This window comes from Streptomyces sp. NPDC006283 (genome assembly GCF_040613325.1).
Lineage (GTDB): Bacteria > Actinomycetota > Actinomycetes > Streptomycetales > Streptomycetaceae > Streptomyces.
The window spans coordinates 24,307-39,624 of record NZ_JBEXRZ010000007.1 but is presented as its reverse complement, the minus strand read 5'-3'; the positions used below and the strand labels follow the sequence as shown (position 1 = coordinate 39,624).

General features: G+C 70.4%; 15 protein-coding genes. 7 read left to right on the top strand and 8 right to left on the bottom strand.

Annotation, left to right across the window (positions count from 1 at the left end; translation table 11 throughout):
- Window positions 1–180 precede the first annotated feature (180 nt).
- Window positions 181–537 (top strand): hypothetical protein, encoded by a 357-nt coding sequence (locus ABZ070_RS03130; protein ID WP_356629302.1) that lies wholly within the window; start codon window positions 181–183, stop codon window positions 535–537.
- Between the two features lie 94 nt (window positions 538–631).
- On the opposite strand, the gene ABZ070_RS03125 is transcribed toward ABZ070_RS03130, so the two are convergent.
- Window positions 632–1,315 (bottom strand): hypothetical protein, encoded by a 684-nt coding sequence (locus ABZ070_RS03125; protein WP_356629300.1) that lies wholly within the window; start codon window positions 1,313–1,315, stop codon window positions 632–634.
- Window positions 1,316–1,585: 270 nt separating this feature from the next.
- On the opposite strand from ABZ070_RS03125, the gene ABZ070_RS03120 reads away from it, so the two are divergent.
- From ABZ070_RS03120 to ABZ070_RS03110, 3 genes are all read left to right on the top strand, one after another.
- Window positions 1,586–2,371: a GntR family transcriptional regulator gene (locus ABZ070_RS03120; protein ID WP_356629298.1), complete on the top strand. Its 786-nt coding sequence runs from the start codon at window positions 1,586–1,588 to the stop codon at window positions 2,369–2,371.
- Between the two features lie 150 nt (window positions 2,372–2,521).
- On the top strand, window positions 2,522–3,799 hold the full coding sequence (locus tag ABZ070_RS03115) for an amidohydrolase family protein (RefSeq protein WP_356629296.1): 1,278 nt from the start codon (window positions 2,522–2,524) through the stop codon (window positions 3,797–3,799).
- 66 nt (window positions 3,800–3,865) lie between these two features.
- A complete protein-coding gene (locus ABZ070_RS03110; RefSeq protein WP_356629294.1) occupies window positions 3,866–5,230 on the top strand; it encodes an amidohydrolase family protein in 1,365 nt (454 codons plus the stop codon).
- Between the two features lie 22 nt (window positions 5,231–5,252).
- On the opposite strand, the gene ABZ070_RS03105 is transcribed toward ABZ070_RS03110, so the two are convergent.
- Window positions 5,253–6,485: an FAD-dependent oxidoreductase gene (locus ABZ070_RS03105; RefSeq protein WP_356629292.1), complete on the bottom strand. Its 1,233-nt coding sequence runs from the start codon at window positions 6,483–6,485 to the stop codon at window positions 5,253–5,255.
- 226 nt (window positions 6,486–6,711) lie between these two features.
- On the opposite strand from ABZ070_RS03105, the gene ABZ070_RS03100 reads away from it, so the two are divergent.
- The gene (locus ABZ070_RS03100) at window positions 6,712–6,891 is read left to right on the top strand and encodes a hypothetical protein (protein ID WP_356629290.1); all 180 of its coding nucleotides are present in this window, start codon (window positions 6,712–6,714) and stop codon (window positions 6,889–6,891) included.
- A 136-nt stretch (window positions 6,892–7,027) separates the two neighbouring features.
- Here ABZ070_RS03100 and ABZ070_RS03095 read toward each other — a convergent pair whose 3' ends face one another.
- Together ABZ070_RS03095 and ABZ070_RS03090 are read right to left on the bottom strand one after the other, a co-directional pair.
- Complete coding sequence (locus ABZ070_RS03095; RefSeq protein WP_356629288.1) at window positions 7,028–8,113, bottom strand: exo-alpha-sialidase; 1,086 nt, start codon at window positions 8,111–8,113, stop codon at window positions 7,028–7,030.
- 194 nt (window positions 8,114–8,307) lie between these two features.
- Window positions 8,308–9,387, bottom strand: coding sequence for an NADH:flavin oxidoreductase/NADH oxidase (locus ABZ070_RS03090; RefSeq protein ID WP_356629286.1), 1,080 nt, complete (start codon window positions 9,385–9,387; stop codon window positions 8,308–8,310).
- Between the two features lie 148 nt (window positions 9,388–9,535).
- On the opposite strand from ABZ070_RS03090, the gene ABZ070_RS03085 reads away from it, so the two are divergent.
- Window positions 9,536–9,886: a helix-turn-helix domain-containing protein gene (locus ABZ070_RS03085; protein ID WP_356629284.1), complete on the top strand. Its 351-nt coding sequence runs from the start codon at window positions 9,536–9,538 to the stop codon at window positions 9,884–9,886.
- Between the two features lie 39 nt (window positions 9,887–9,925).
- Here ABZ070_RS03085 and ABZ070_RS03080 read toward each other — a convergent pair whose 3' ends face one another.
- Together ABZ070_RS03080 and ABZ070_RS03075 are read right to left on the bottom strand one after the other, a co-directional pair.
- The gene (locus tag ABZ070_RS03080) at window positions 9,926–11,299 is read right to left on the bottom strand and encodes an FAD-dependent oxidoreductase (RefSeq protein ID WP_356629282.1); all 1,374 of its coding nucleotides are present in this window, start codon (window positions 11,297–11,299) and stop codon (window positions 9,926–9,928) included.
- A 111-nt stretch (window positions 11,300–11,410) separates the two neighbouring features.
- On the bottom strand, window positions 11,411–12,073 hold the full coding sequence (locus ABZ070_RS03075; protein WP_356629375.1) for a DUF305 domain-containing protein: 663 nt from the start codon (window positions 12,071–12,073) through the stop codon (window positions 11,411–11,413).
- A gap of 182 nt (window positions 12,074–12,255) precedes the next feature.
- Here ABZ070_RS03075 and ABZ070_RS03070 point away from each other — a divergent pair, with 182 nt between their 5' ends.
- The gene (locus ABZ070_RS03070; RefSeq protein WP_356629280.1) at window positions 12,256–13,758 is read left to right on the top strand and encodes a hypothetical protein; all 1,503 of its coding nucleotides are present in this window, start codon (window positions 12,256–12,258) and stop codon (window positions 13,756–13,758) included.
- On the opposite strand, the gene ABZ070_RS03065 is transcribed toward ABZ070_RS03070, so the two are convergent.
- Both ABZ070_RS03065 and ABZ070_RS03060 read right to left on the bottom strand, forming a co-directional pair.
- Window positions 13,743–14,387: a helix-turn-helix domain-containing protein gene (locus tag ABZ070_RS03065; RefSeq protein WP_356629278.1), complete on the bottom strand. Its 645-nt coding sequence runs from the start codon at window positions 14,385–14,387 to the stop codon at window positions 13,743–13,745. The two genes, ABZ070_RS03070 and ABZ070_RS03065, sit on opposite strands and share 16 nt — an antisense overlap.
- Window positions 14,388–14,595: 208 nt before the next feature.
- Window positions 14,596–15,300 carry an HAD-IA family hydrolase gene (locus tag ABZ070_RS03060; protein ID WP_356629373.1) on the bottom strand — a complete coding sequence of 235 codons (705 nt, stop codon included), beginning with the start codon at window positions 15,298–15,300 and terminating at the stop codon, window positions 14,596–14,598.
- Window positions 15,301–15,318: the final 18 nt, after the last annotated feature.

The following is a 15,318-nucleotide window of genomic DNA, read 5'->3' as shown; positions in this document are numbered from 1 at the left end:
CGGGAGGCGGATGCCGACGAATCTTCGGCGCCGTGCCGGAGATGCCTCCCGTTGAGGAGCGCCATGCGTGTTTCACGAACTTGTACAGGCCTGGCCGGAGCCGTTGCCGTTCTGGTGCTTTCCCCCTCTGCCGTCGCGTGGGCGGACGGCCCGACGGCGAGCGGCCCGACGAATGTGAGAGTGAGTCCGTCGCAGGTGCACCAGGGTGCGACGTTGTCGGTCTCCGCGTCGGGCTGCACCAGCGGCGGCACGGTGAGATCGGCCGCCTTCCCCACCGTGACACTGCCTGCCGGGTCGAGGACGTCGGTGACGGCGCGGGTGTACAACACCGCCACCGTCGGTGCCGCCACTCTGAGCGTGCAGTGCGGCGGACGCAGCGCGAATGCCACTTTCACCGTTCTCAGGGGCGCCGCCGCGCAGGGTGGTGTCGGTGGTTCCCGGACGCCGAGCGGGGCCGAGATCGCCGCGGGCAGCGCGATGACCGGCCTGGCTGCCTGCGCGGGGGCGTTCCTCCTCGCCCGCCGCCGTCACGGCTGACTGGGTTGCCGCGGCCTGCGGCCTGCGCCGTGCGGCAGCGTTCGTCCGGCCGGGGCGGTGGTCACGCCCCGGCCGAACGGCGGTGTGACCGACGTCAGTTGGCAGGGGCTTGGTAGAGACCGCGGCCTGCGCGGTGGGCGCGGGATGTGGCGACAAGACGGTCGAGGGTGCTGCGCACGGTGTTGATGGCGCCCGCGCTGTTGTCACGGCCGAGGGCCTCGGCGACGTCGCGGGCACGCAACGGGGTGGCGGCGCGACCGGCCAGGACGGCGATCACCTGGTCGGTGAGCCCGCTGGAGTCCTGGGCCGAGGTCGCGGCGGGTGCGGGAGCCTTCGCCGTCGTGGTCTTGACCGCCTTGGTGCCGGCGGCCTTCTTCTTCGGACGGCGCGTCTCTGCCGCCTTCGAGGCGGGCTTTTTGCGCGGAGCGGCAGGGGCCTTGCGTGTTGTGGAGGGCCGCGCAGGCGCGGACTTCTTCTGTGCGGGCACGGTGACTTCGGCTGCCTGCGGTGCCTCCGCAGCCGGGGCGGGTTCGGGTGCGGCATTGGCGACCGGTTCGACGGATGCCGCTTCAACGGTCGGCGCCGCGGCTTCGGTGCGGGGCTGCGGGAGGGTCGTGCCTGCCAGTGCGTTGAGCGCGGTCAGAGCGCCGCGCACGGACTCCAATCGCTCGGTCACCTGTGCCAGTTCCTTCTGCAGCGACTGCTGGTGTGCTTCCAGTTGCGGCAGTTCCAACTGGAGCATGGCGGTTGTGTCGGCGAGGCTGCCGGCGTTTGTCATGGTGGGCTCCCTGGGGGTGGGTGCGGCGAGGGCCATTGTTTGTTGTGATGCAGAGTACGGCCGTAGCGTTTGGTTTGTGGCATGGGAGCCGCGATGTGACCGCCGTCGGTTGGTTTGTGGCAGGACGCCGCCTGCGGCAGCTGTCGGTGTGAGACCTTGTTGGGTTGACCCATGTTCCTCGTGAAGAACTGACCGGCCAGGGACTAGTTGTGCTTCGGTGTGCCGTCTTCCCGTTGTCGACGCGGCAGGCGATATGCGGCTGCCCCTGGAATGTTGTGGTTGACGGGGGGCATCTCTGGCGGAGCCGCGCCGTGCGGGACATATCCTCCCCCGAGGCATGACGAGTGGAGGGCCGTACAGGTGTCGGAGAGCAGGAAGAGCGTTTCGAGCGGCGCGGACGCCGGTTCGCGTCCCTCCGCCTCGCTCGGCGCGCAGGCGCGTGAGGCTGTCCGGCAACGCATCGTCGACCGGCGTTACCCGCAGGGCTCCCGCCTGGTCGAGCGCGAGGTCGCCGAGGAACTCAACATGTCCCGGGTGCCGGTCCGCGAGGCGCTTCGGGCGCTGGTCGCCGAGGGCCTGCTGGAACTGCTGCCGCACAGCGGGGTGCGGGTGCGCCGCTTGGAGCGGGCCGACGTGGAGCATCTCTACGAGGTGTGGGAGCCGCTGGCCGTCCAGGCCTCGAGGCTCGCGGCGCGGGCGGCGGCCGGCGACCCCGAAGGCCTCGCCGCGCTGGAGGCGACGCTCCGGCAGGCGGAGGAGGCGGCCGCGGACGACGCCGGGGAACGCGAGGTGGCAGCCCACACGGCGTTCCACGAGAGCGTGGTGGCGTTGTCGGGCAACCCTCTCCTCGCCCGCACGATGGAGCAGTTGAGCTGGCAGCTTCAGCTTCTGTTCGGGATGCGCGAGGAGCCGGCGCACATGCGCGCCCAGCACGCGGACATCTTCCGCCGCATCGCGCTGGGCGACGCGGAGGCCGCTGCGGCGAGCACGCTGCTGCATGTGCGGGACAGCAGGACGGTGGCGCTGCGTTCGCTCTTCGGTGACCCCTCTCGTTGAGAGTTTGTATACCAAAAGTGGAAGCCGTCTGGCTCGACGGTGTGGGGGGTGTGGCATTTTCCTGCCTGGGAGGCATCATCCTTGCTTGCCTCGGTCGGCTTGGTATACAAAACAACGACTCGCTGTATACCCACTCCCCTGGGAGCTCCCATGTGTGTCGACGCCGTACCACCGCCCTCCCGCGTACTGACCCGCCGCGGGATCCTCGCGGGTGCCGCCGCGCTCGCCGGCACCGTTGCGGTCGCGGCCCCCGCGACGGCGGCGGAGCGGCGCGGCACTACGGGCGGTGACAGGGCGGCGGGCGGCGACCTCGTCGTCCGGGGTGGCACGCTGCTCGACCCGTCGACCGGCGAGGTCACCGAGGACGCGGTCGTCGTGATCCGGGCCGGGGTGGTGCGGGCGGCCGGGGCGCGGGCGCACACGGAGGTCCCCAGGGGCTTGGAAATCCTCGAAGCCCACGGCCGGTGGATCCTGCCCGGCCTGGTCGACGCACACATCCACCTGAGTACCGCCGACGAAGCCCGCGACGCGGTCCTCCGGGGCGCGACCAGCGCGCGCAGCGGATCGACGAACTTCTACCAGGACATCGCCGTACGGGAATTGGCCCGGCACACTCCCACGCAGGCGCCCCGGCTGCGGGCCGCGGGCATCTTCGTCACGCCGCACCTCGGCGACACGGTACTGGCCGACCCCGCGCTCACGCCGCTCGCCCGTCTGCGGGACGGCGTACGCTCGGCGCAGTCGCTGCGCCGGGTGGTCGAAGTGAACCTCGCGCGCGGCGCCGACGTCATCAAGACCCGCGTCAACGAGCGCGCGGGGCTGCCCGACCAGGACCCGCTGACGCAGGTGTACTCACATGAACAGCTGTCCGAGATCGTGGCTGCCGCCCGGCACGGCGGCAAGGGCGTCCTGTGCCACAGCTACAGCGAAAAGGGCTGCCACGACGCGGTCACGGCCGGTATCCGGTCCCTGGAGCACGGCGCGTTCGTCGGCGAGCGCACACTGCACGAGATGCGCCGCCGGGGTACGTACTTCACCCCCACACTCACCGCGATCGCCGGACTGGCCGAATCACCCGACCCGGTGCTCGCCGAGCGCGGCCGCACCTACCTGCCGGTCCTGAAGCAAGCGGTCCGGGCGGCGCACGAGCTCGGTGTGCCGCTGGCGGCGGGCACGGACTCGTCGGGCGGGACCATCGACCCCGTGGGCCGCGAGATCGAGCTGATGCGGGCAGCCGGACTGCCGGCGCTCGACGCGATCCGTACGGCCACGACCGGCGCGGCGCGGCTGCTGGGCCTGGAGCGCACCGTCGGCCGGCTCGCGCGGGGGTTCGCGGGCGACGTGATCGTGGTCGACGGCGACCCGCTGGCGGACGTGTCGGTGCTGAAGAAGCCCGAACGAGTCGTCCGCGCAGGCATCGCGCTCTGAGCCACGGACCAACCAAGGCACCCCGGCATTCGCTGCCCTGATCCAAGCCACCGTCGAAGGAGCATCATGACGCCGTCCTCGCATTCCGCCCGTGGCCTGTCCCGGCGCACCGTGATCGCAGGCGCCGCCGCAATGGCCGGTACCACCGCCGCGCTGTCCGCCACGGCCGCCCTGCCGCAGGCCCAGGCCGCCGTCCCCGGCGCCGCCGCGCAGCCCCACGGCGGCCGCCCTTCCAGGGCCGTGGTCTTCCGCAACGTCCGTCCGTTCGGCGCGCAGCAACCCGTCGACCTGGCGGTCGTCGACGGCCGGATCGCGGACCGGCCCGCGCCGCGCGGCGCCGAAGTCGTCGAGGGGGGCGGCCGCATCGCTCTTCCCTCACTCGTCGACGCGCACATCCATCCCGACAAGACGACGTGGGGCGGTTCATGGGTGACGCGCAAGCCGGCGAGCGGTCTCGCCGACTACGTGTCTCAGGACGTGGAACTGTTCCGCAGCCAGCGCCGCCCCGTTGCGGAACGCGCGTACGGACTGATGGCGCACGCCATCACCCGCGGCACCCGCGCGATGCGCGCCCACGCGGACGTGGCCCCGGCGTACGACCTGGCCGGCGTCGAGGGTGTCGGCACGGCGCGTGAGCGGCTGCGGCACGCGCTGGACGTCGAGATCGTCGCCTTCCCGCAGCACGGCGTGATCCGCACTCCCGGTACGGCGGAACTGCTCGAGGAAGCCGCGCGCACCGGAGGCGTCGACCTGATCGGTGGCATCGACCCGATCGGTTTCGACCAGGCGCTCGACGAGCAGCTCGATCTGGTCTTCGGCATCGCGGACCGGCACGGGGTCGGCATCGACATCCATCTGCACGACCGAGGCGAGAAGGGGCTCGCAGCGCTGCGCGGCATCATCGACCGTACGCGCGCGCTGTCCCTTCGGGGCAAGGTCACGGTCAGCCACGTGTTCTGCCTGCCGGGACTGGGCGACCGCGAACTCGACGCAACAGCGGCGGACATGGGGGAGCTGGGTATCTCCCTGACCACGGTGGCGCCGTCCGACTCGCTGGTCCTGCCCGTCGCCCGGCTGCGGGAGCACGGTGTGCGCGTCGGGCTCGGCTCAGACGGTGTGCGCGACTCCTGGAGCCCGTTCGGCAACGCCGACATGCTGCACCGCACACATCTGCTGGGCTGGGTCACGGACGTACGTCTCGACGAGGAGCTGACCGACTGCTTTTCCGTCGCCGCCCACGGCGGAGCGGACATCCTCGGGCTCGCCCACGCGGACTTCGCACCCGGTGCACCTGCCGACTTCGTCCTCGTGCGCGGCGAGTGCCTGCCGCAGGTCGTGGTGGACATGCCGCGACGCGACATGGTCGTCCACGGCGGACGCGTCGTGGCGCGTGACGGGGAGCTCGTGGGCCACGGGGTGTCCGGGCCGTGACGTCCTGGTGCGAGCAGGTCGCTCAGCCGAGGAGGCCGCTCAGAGGTACGTCGGAATCGGCGAGCCTCTTCGGATCGACCGGCCGCCCGGAGGTCACGAGGGCGCGGATGGGGTCGGTGACGTCCCAGACATTGACGTTCATCCCGGCCAGCACCCGGCCCTCGGCGAGCCAGAAGGCGATGAACTCCCGGGTGTCCGTCCGGCCGCGGAAGACGACCTGGTCGTAGCCGCCGGGTTCGACGTATCCGGTGTACTCCATGCCCAGGTCGTACTGGTCGGTGAAGAAGTACGGCACGCGGTCGTACGTCACGTCCTGGCCGAGCATCGCCTTGGCCGCGGCCTGGGGCTGGTTGAGGGCGTTGGCCCAGTGCTCGACACGGATGTGCTTGCCGAGCAGCGGATGGAGGGCGTTGGCGACGTCCCCCGCGGCGAAGACGTCCGGGTGCGAGGTACGCAGCCGGGCGTCGACGCGGATGCCGTTGTCGACGTCAAGGCCGGCGGCGTCGGCGAGCCCGGTGTTGGGGGTGATGCCGACCCCGACGACGACCGCGTCGGCTTCGATGCGGCTGCCGTCGGACAGGAGCACGCCGCTCGCCCGGCCGTCGGCTCCGGTGATCTCGGCGACCTGCACGCCGAAGCGCAGGTCGACCCCGTGATCGGTGTGGAGGTCGGCGAAGATCTGGGAGACCTCGCGGCCCAGCACGCGCAGCAGGGGGAGTTCCGCCATCTCCACGACCGTGACCTCGAGACCGGCCGCGCGGGCGGCGGCCGCGGTCTCCAGGCCGATCCAGCCGGCCCCGATGACGGCGACGCGGGACGCGGACGCGAAGGTCTCCTTGATGCGGTCGCTGTCGGCGAGGCGGCGAAGGTAGAGGACTCCGTCGAGGTCGTCACCCGGTACGGGCAGGCGGCGCGGTGAGGAGCCGGTGGTCAGGAGCAGCTTCGCGTAGCCGATGCGGCTGCCGTCGGCCAGCGCCACCTCGTGTCCGGCGGGGTCGATCGTGGTGACGGTGGTGCCGAGGCGGAGGTCGACATCGTGCTCGCCGTACCACTCGCGGGGGTGGACGTAGACGGCGTCGCGTCCGTCCTTGCCCAGCAGGTAGCCCTTGGAGAGCGGCGGGCGTTCGTAGGGGTGCTCGTCTTCCTCACCGAGGAGAACGACGTCTCCGTCGAAGCCCTCTTCGCGGAGCGTCTGCGCTGCCTTGGCACCGGCCAGGGCGGCTCCGACGATCACGAATGATCCGCTGGCGGTCATGGTCTCTCCTCTGCCGCGTTGACTCGCACACCACTGGCTTGCGTCGGCGAGCCGGCCCTGCCGTCGCCGCACCTGGCCACCCCATGGTCCTTGATGGTGCTGCGTTGCGGGCGGTTGGTGAGTTCCTCGGTGTGTCCGAGGGCCTCCAGGTGTCTTCAGGTGACGATCTGATTGCGGTCGCCCGGCGGTGAGTTGCCTCGGCTGCGGGCTGTCCGTTGAAGCGGGTATGGACAGAAGGAAAAACGATTTTGGTGGCGGCTGCGTCCTGTGCGAGGACCTGTTCAGCCGACCCAGGAACAAGCCCCCGGTACCGGTGCGGGCGTGGTGGGTGCAGGTGCTGGGCACCACGCTCGCCGCCGCTCTGATCGTGACCGGTTTGGCAGCCGTGGCCGTCACCGGCCACTGAGGGCCGCCGGGCTGCGGCTGGGCGCTCCGGCCTGAGCGTTGCGCCGGAACTGATACCACTGCCGGTGAGATCCACGCGGATACCGTCACGTCCCACGACGACCCCAACGACCGCTGGACCTGCGAGAACAGATGCGTCAGCGCATGACGGCCGCCCGTACGCACAGCACATCCGGCAGGTGCGAGGCGAGCAGCTGCCAGGAGTCGCCGTCGTCCGCGCTCGCGTACAACTCGCCGTTGCGGTTGCCGAAGTAGACACCGGCCGGGTCCGCGTCGTCCGTGCACAGGGCGTCCCGGAGCACCGTGCCGAAGTGTTCGCCCTGCGGGAGGCCCGCCGACAGCTCGTCCCAGGTCTCGCCCGCATCGCTCGTACGGTAGACGCGGCAGCGGCGTCCCGCCGGGACGCGGTCCGCGTCGGCCGTGATCGGGAAGACGTACGCCGTGTTCGCCCGGTGGGGGTGGGCGGCCACGGCGAAGCCGAAGTCGGACGGCAGCCCGGTCCCGATGTCGGTCCACTTCGCTCCCGCGTCGTCGCTGCGGAACACCCCCCAATGGTTCTGCAGATAGAGCCGGTCCGGATCGACGGCGTCCTGCGCGATCTTGTGGACACACTGGCCGAACTCCGGATTCGGGTCGGGCAGGAAGACCGCGGACACGCCCTGGTTGGACGGTGCCCAGCTCCTCCCTCCGTCGCGGGAGCGGAACACCCCGGCCGTGGACACGGCAACCGTCACCGCCTCCGGATCGCGCCGGTCGGTGATCACCGTGTGGACCGCTTCACCGCCGCCGCCCGGCACCCACTGGGAGCGGGTCGGGTGCTCCCACAGGGGCCGGACGAGCTCGAAGCTGTGGCCACCGTCCTCCGAGCGGAAGAGCGCGGCGGGCTCCGTGCCCGCGTAGACCACCTCCGGCTCGGCCGAGGTGGCCGGGTGCAGCTGCCAGACCCGCTCGAGGGACGCTCCGGTGTCCTTGGGGAACTTGACCGCCGGCTTCTCGGGCTCGATCCAGGTCGCGCCCAGATCGTCGGAGTGGAAGACGGACGGGCCCCAGTGCGCGCTGTCGCCGCCGACCAGCAGCCTGGGTACCGCGCGGCGGTTGTCGATACCGATCGAGTACACGGCCTGCGCGTTGAAGTGCGGGCCGTTGAACTCCCATGTGCCGCCGCTCCTGCGGCCGATGAAGAGTCCCTTGCGCGTGCCTACGGTCAGCAGAACATCGGTCATGGCCCGATACCTCCAGGACGCCTTTGTCTCGGTTATGGGCCAGTCTGCACCCGACCACTGACAGTGGCCGGTAGGACGCTCTTCGCGCAGGTCGGCCCGGCAATGCAAGTACAGACCGCCTGCCGGGCCGAAACTCATCGGCGCGAACCCATCGGCTCGAACTCGTCGCCGCGCACGGAGCCCGTCGGTTCTCCTCAGACGGAGCGGTGGTACTGCGGCGGGACATGGACCTCGCCGCCGAGTACGCGCGCCGCGTGCCGGGCCCAGAAGGGGTTGCGCAGCAGCTCGCGCCCGAGCAGTACGGCATCGGCCTCGCCGTTCGCCAGGATCTTCTCCGCCTGCTGCGCGTCGGTGATCATCCCGACCGCGGCGACCGGCAGGTCCGTCTCCGCCTTCACCCTTGCCGCGAACGGCACCTGGTAGCCGGGGCCGGTCGGGATCCGGACCCGGGCGGCGTTGCCGCCGCTGGAGACGTCGAGCAGATCGACCCCGTGCTCCTTGAGGAGTGTCGCGAAGCGGACGGTGTCGTCCGGTGTCCAGCCGTCCTGCTCGAGCCAGTCGGTGGCGGAGATGCGGAAGAACAGCGGCAGCTCCTCCGGCCACACGGCACGCACCGCGTCGACGACCTCGAGTGCGAAGCGGACCCGGTTGTCGAACGATCCGCCGTACTCGTCGGTGCGGTGGTTGCTGTGCGGGGAGAGGAACTCCCCGATCAGATAGCCGTGGGCGCCGTGGATCTCCGCGATCCGGAAACCGGCGTCCAGGGCGCGGCGGGCCGCGTCCGCGAACTGCCCGACGATCTCCGTGATCTCGGCGCTCGTCAACTCGTCGGGCACGGGATGCCCCTCGTCGAAGGCGATGGCACTGGGTGCGAGCGGCTGCCAGCCGTGCTCCTCGGCTCCGACCGGTGCGCCGCCCTTCCAGGGGCGGTCCGTCGACGCCTTGCGGCCGGCGTGGGCGAGCTGGACGCCGGGAACCGTGCCCTGGCTCTCGAGGAACGCGGTGATGCGGCGGAACGCCTGGACCTGGGTGTCGTTCCAGATGCCGAGGTCGGCGGGGCTGATGCGGCCCTCCGGGCTCACTGCGGTCGCCTCGACGAGGATCAGGCCCGTGCCGCCCGCGGCACGGGCGGCGTAGTGGGCGAAGTGCCAGTCGTGCGCCACGCCCGCATTCGGACCGAAGACCTCCGCGCTGTACTGGCACATCGGCGCCATCCAGACGCGGTTGGGGATGGTCAGCGACCGCAGGGTGTAGGGCTCGAACAACGCGCTCACGGCGGACTCCATTCGGGGCGGGACCGGTGTAGTACTCGTACGATACTCATCGTAGTACGGAGATTGTCAAACTACGAGGCACGTCGAACTACGAGATACTTCGAACTACGACGCTACGATGGGAACCCCCGGACGAAGCGGAGCCGCCGTGACCACCGTGACCAGCCCCCGAGTGCTCGCTCATCCCACCCCTGACGAGATCCGCCTCGAGGACGTGCTCCACGCGCTTGCGGACCCGATGCGGCTGCGGGTCGTGCGAGAACTCGCGGCCGCTGAGACCGACCTGACCTGTTCGGACATCGACCTGCCCGTCACCAAGTCGACGACGACCCACCACTTCCGCGTGCTCCGCGAGAACGGCGTGATCCGCCAGACCTACCAGGGCACCGCGAAGATGAACGGCCTGCGGCGCGACGACCTCGACGCGCTGTTCCCCGGTCTTCTCGACCGGGTGCTCGAAGCGGCGGAAGGCCAGGCGCGACGCCTCGGCGACGCCTGAGGCGCCCGCCGACCGGCCGCCGGGGCGACACCGGCGGCGTCACCGCCCACTGCCGCCCGGATCGTCCGGCCCCCCGACGTGCGCCGCGCTCAGCAGCCCCGCCCAGTCGGAGATCTTGACGCGTGACCGCCCCAGGCTGCGGCCCAGTGCCGTCTCCGCCTCCTCGATGGCCAGCCATCCCGTCCACCGCACCGGCCGGTGCCCCGACGCCCGCAGTGCGGCCACGGGGTCCGCTGCGACCGGCCGACGTGCGAGCGTCGACGCGTCCTCGAGCAGCGAATTCACCGTCTCTTTGGCGCACGGCCGGTTGCTGCCGATCACTCCGGTCGGCCCCCGCTTGATCCACCCCGCCACGTACTCGCCGGGCGAGAAGACGCCGTCCCGCAGTACCCGCCCCGCCGTATTGGGCACCACACCGCGCTCGGCGTCGAACGGCAGACCGTCCGTCGGCACGCCCTTGTATCCCACCGCGCGCAGCACCAGCTGCGCTTCCACGTCCTCGTACGCGCCGGTGCCGCGGATGCCGCCCGTGCCGTCCGGCACCGTCCGTTCGAAGCGGACGCCGCCGACCCGCCCGTCACGCTCCAGCAGTTCCACGGGCCGCAGGAAGAACCGCACATGGATACGGCGCGGCCGACCCTGTGGCGGGCGGGCGGCCCATTCGCGTACGACGGTGAGGTTGCGGCGGACGATCGCGGGCACGGCCGCCGGATCGGCGTACGCAGGTTCGAGCGCGAGGTCCGCCGGGTCCACCAGTACGTCCGCGGCGGGCAGGGCGCCCAGCTCCCGCAGTTCCTTGGTGGTGAACTTGGCCCCGGCGGGTCCGCGCCTGCCCACCATGTGGACGTCGCGCACCTGGCTTGCCGCCAGCGCCCCCAGTGCGGCCTGGGGAACGTCCGTCGCGCGCAGCTCGTCCGCGCCGCGCGCGAGGATGCGTGCCACGTCGACCGCCACATTGCCCACCCCGATGACGACGGCCGACCGTGCGCCGAGCGTGAAGGCGTCCGGCGCGGCGTCGGGGTGGGCGCTGTACCAGGAGACGAAGTCGGTGGCCGAATGGCTGCCGGGCAGATCCTCACCGGCAATGCCGAGCTTGCGGTCCCTGGCGGCACCCACGCAGTACACCACCGCGTGGTAGAACTCCAGGAGCTTGTGGGGGCCGAGGCCGTGCGCGCCCACCTCGACATTGCCCAGGAAGTCGATCCGCTCGTCCTCCAGCACGGACCGCAGATTGTTCTGCAGCGACTTGATCTTCTCGTGGTCGGGGGCCACCCCGTAGCGGACGAGCCCGTACGGGCAGGGGAGACGGTCCAGGATGTGCACCCGGACGTCCGGCACGGCGGTCTGCTGGACGAGGGCCTGGGCGGCGTAGACCCCGCTGGGGCCGGAACCGACGACGGCGACGCGAAGCACGGCTGCGCTCCTTCCCGCAGGGGGAACTCCAGCATCGCATCGCATCGCCGCGCTGGGGAGCCTTGCGCGGGGACTCCCTGCGGGCGTGTCCGCCGGCCGTGCCCGCCCGTGCTACATCTCGCGCATCCGGCCGATCTCGGCGGTCTGCTGTGCGATCACGTCGTTCGCCATCTCTTCGACCAGGACGTTGTTCCCGTCGGAGAGGACCTCGGCGGCCATCGTGATCGCCCCTTGGTGATGAGTGATCATGAGCTTCAGGAAGAGCTCGTCGAAAGCTCCGCCCTTGGCGGCCCGCAGCTGCTTCAGCTGCGCGGCGGTGGCCATTCCGGGCATCGCGCCGTGGTCGTGCCCGTGTCCGTCTGCCCTGTCGTCCCCGCCGTTGTTCTTCAGCCAGCCGCGCATCGCGTCCACCTCGGGCTTCTGCGCAGCGGCTATGCGTTCCGCGAGGCGCTTCACCTGTGTCGACTCGGCACGATCGGGGGCGAGAGTGGTCATCTCCAAGGCCTGCTCATGGTGGAGGACCATCATCTGCGCATAGCCGAAGTCCGCCGAGTTGGGGCTGTCGTCGGGTGCGGCCTTCGCGGCCTCCTCCGCGGACAGGGTTTTCGCCGGCTCGCCCGGCTTCCCGGGCGCCACCACAGAGGGCCCGCCGGATGCCGCCGCCTTGGGCGAGCCTTCGGAGCCCGACTCGCAGGCGCCCAGGGCGAGTAGAGCCGCGGCGACCGTCGCGGTCACGGCGAAGCTGCGGACCGGCCTGGCAGGGCGGCGGTTCAACACGCGTACCTCCTGAAGGAATTGGGCCTCATCGACGACCGCCCTCACTTACTTCACGTGTGTCGTTGATCAGAAACCTTGATGACTTCCGTGTTGCCATCTGTTGAGATGTGCATGCTAGGCAACATACTGCCTGGGTCCGTGAACCGTTCAACCATGAACGGCTACCAGGGGAGGACACAGTGAATTTGTTGCACACCAGCCGAGTGCGACGCAGACGACTGGGTGTCGGCGCCGCCGCGGCCGGACTTCTCGCCACACTGCTGGCGGCGGGACCGGCGGTTGCCGTCCCCGACCCGGGCGACGCGACTGCCCGGGAGAAGGTCTCTGCCGGTCAGGCGGCGGACACCAGATCGGCCATTCAGAACGGCGAGATACCCGGCGTGGACGAGGTCGTCCACAGCGACAACATCGAGCACGTGACGAACATCCCGAAGGATGCGCTCCCGGGCACCAACTCGGACCTGGCCTTCCAGGGCCGGTACGCCTTCGCCGGCAACTACGACGGCTTCCGCATCTTCGACATCAGCAACCCGAAGCAGCCCAGGACCGTTTCACAGGTCCTGTGTCCGGGATCGCAGAACGACATCAGCGTCTCCGGCGACCTGCTCTTCCTGTCCACCGACTCCTCGCGGAGCGACAACTCCTGCAACAGCACTTCGCAGCCGGCGACCGAGAAGTCGTCCTGGGAGGGCATGAAGATCTTCGACATCAGCGACAAGAGGAATCCGAAGTACGTCGCCGCTGTCGAGACGGCGTGCGGCTCGCACACGCACACGCTGGTGCCGGAGCGCAGGAACGTCTACGTGTACGTCTCCTCGTACTCGCCGAACGCCGCGTTCCCCGACTGCCAGCCGCCGCACGACGGGATCTCCGTCATCAAGGTGCCGCGCAAGGCACCGGAGAAGTCGGCCATCGTGAACTTCCCGGTGCTCTTCCCCGGTGAGGGCCCCGACGGCGGCGGCAACCCCGGTTCGCCGACCAACCCCGGCGTCTCCAAGACCACCGGCTGCCACGACATCACGGTCCTTCCCTCCAAGGACCTGGCGGCGGGTGCCTGCATGGGCGACGGCATCCTCTTCGACATCGAGGACCCGGAGCACCCGAAGGTCATCGACCGTGTCCAGGACAACGTCAACTTCGCGTTCTGGCACTCGGCGACCTTCAACCAGCGTGCCGACAAGGTCGTCTTCACCGACGAGCTCGGCGGCGGCAGCGGGGCCACCTGCAACGCCGAGATCGGTCCGGACCGCGGCGCCGACGGCATCTACGACATCGTGGGCAAGGGTGACCGGCGCAAGCTTGTCTTCCGCAGCTACTTCAAGATCCCGCGCCACCAGGCCGACACCGAGAACTGCGTGGCGCACAACGGCTCGCTGATCCCGGTCAAGGGCCGCGACATCATGGTCCAGGCCTGGTACCAGGGCGGCGTCTCCGTCTGGGACTTCACCAACTCCTCGAGGCCCAAGGAGATCGCCTACTTCGAGCGCGGCCCTCTGAGCGCCACCACCATCTCCACCGGCGGCTCCTGGTCCGCGTACTACTACAACGGCTACATCTACTCGAACGACATGGCCAAGGGCTTCGACGTGCTGAAGCTCAGCGACCGGCGCACGGATGCCGGCAAGAAGGTGCGCATGCACGAGCTCAATGTGCAGACGCAGCCGGACTACTTCGACGACTGATCCGGGATGTGCCCAGGTGCCCCGCCGGACGCGAAATCGTCCGGTGGGGTGCCGAGCTCCCACTCCAGCCCGTACCGCTGGAACAGCTCCGCGCGCAGCCGCGCCCGGGGCATCGGCACGCCGGGCAGCAGCACCGCGAAGACCGCTCCCATCAGCAGCGCACGCAGCAGGGGATAGTCGGTGTCGACGTCCCGTGATCCGTAGCGCCGCACCGTGTCCTTCAGCAGGGCGGCGAGCCGCTGCTGCTCGGGGCACTGCACGAATCCGTCGGCCTGCAGGATCCCCGCCATGTGCGTGCGCATCAGTACGGGGTGGTCGACGGCGAGGCCGAGAATGGCGTCGATGGCCCGCGCCAGCCGCTCGCGCCCGTCCTCGGTGTGCGGCTCACGTTCCAGCGCCGCTTCGAGCGTGCGGTGCATCAGCCGGTGGACGGCCGACTGCAGCAGCTGACGTTTGCCCGGGAAGTAGTACGAGACCAGCCCCCGTGCGGAACCCGCCCGGTCGGCGATGTCGCCGAGCGTCGTGGCCTCGTAACCGCGCTCGTCGACGAGCTCCACCGTCGCCTGCAGAAGCCGCTCGCGAGAACGTCGACGAAGCTCTTCATTGACCGATGCGCTCCGCGGGGACATGCTTGACTCCTGCGTTGACTGGCTCTCAGCCAATATACTCAGCGTGCCCGCCGTCCGGCCTTCGGGGCAGGTCGGCGGTCTGCTGCCCGAACCGGGCGACGCGGGGGATCGTCCGGTTCGGGTGGCTTTGTCCTGCCTTCAGTCTCCTACAGCCCCTCGTCGCCCCCTACGGTGCGGCGCTCCGGCTTCCCGCGGTGCGGCACTTTTCCTACGCTGCGGAGCTCCGGTCCACGGCCTCGAGCACCGGGCGGAGCCCCGAGGGCCGCTCCGCCGCCGGCAGGTGGTCCACGAAGTGGACCGCGCAGCCCAGACCGGCGGCCCCGCCGTCGGCGCGTCGGTCGTCCCCCACCATCAGTACCTCGCGCGGATCCCGGCCGAGGCCCTCGCACGCCGACCGGAAGATCCGGACATCGGGTTTCTGCACGCCGTGCTCGAACGACAGCGTGTAGGTGTCGACAAGCGGGTCCAGGCCGCGAGCCCGGAAAACCGGCCGCAGATCCCAGCCGATGTTGCTGACCACACCGACACCGACGCCCCGCTCGCGCAGGCCGCGCAGCACCTCGCCCGCATCGGGGTATGGGCACCACGCCCGAGCCGTCATATGGCGGTCGTAGAGCGCGTCGTACATGCCGTCGTCCGGCAGGGGAACCTCCCGCGCGAGACCCGTGTACGCGGCCCTGTGCCGCTCCGTGCTCGTGTCCCGCACCGCCCACACGTCAGCGAGAGGGCCGGGTATGCGCCGGGGCGGGGCCCCTCCCGGCAGTGCTCCGGCCGCCTCCAACCGCGCGGCGCACTCGTCCAGTTCGCTCTCCGCCATGGAGTGTCCGCGCTCGTCGAGCACGGCACGCAGCCATTCGCGCGTCGACTCGATGCGAAACAGCGTCCCCGAGAAGTCGAAGAGCACAGTTCTGATCACCATGACCCGATTTTC

Bases quoted from the DNA above. Each gene is read 5' to 3' on its own strand.
- ABZ070_RS03095 (WP_356629288.1), bottom strand. From the start codon at position 8,113: ATGACCGATGTTCTGCTGACCGTAGGCACGCGCAAGGGACTCTTCATC.
- ABZ070_RS03105 (WP_356629292.1), bottom strand. From the start codon at position 6,485: ATGACCGCCAGCGGATCATTCGTGATCGTCGGAGCCGCCCTGGCCGGT.
- ABZ070_RS03115 (WP_356629296.1), top strand. From the start codon at position 2,522: ATGTGTGTCGACGCCGTACCACCGCCCTCCCGCGTACTGACCCGCCGC.
- ABZ070_RS03125 (WP_356629300.1), bottom strand. From the start codon at position 1,315: ATGACAAACGCCGGCAGCCTCGCCGACACAACCGCCATGCTCCAGTTG.
- ABZ070_RS03120 (WP_356629298.1), top strand. From the start codon at position 1,586: ATGTTGTGGTTGACGGGGGGCATCTCTGGCGGAGCCGCGCCGTGCGGG.
- ABZ070_RS03065 (WP_356629278.1), bottom strand. From the start codon at position 14,387: ATGTCCCCGCGGAGCGCATCGGTCAATGAAGAGCTTCGTCGACGTTCT.
- ABZ070_RS03100 (WP_356629290.1), top strand. From the start codon at position 6,712: ATGGACAGAAGGAAAAACGATTTTGGTGGCGGCTGCGTCCTGTGCGAG.
- ABZ070_RS03110 (WP_356629294.1), top strand. From the start codon at position 3,866: ATGACGCCGTCCTCGCATTCCGCCCGTGGCCTGTCCCGGCGCACCGTG.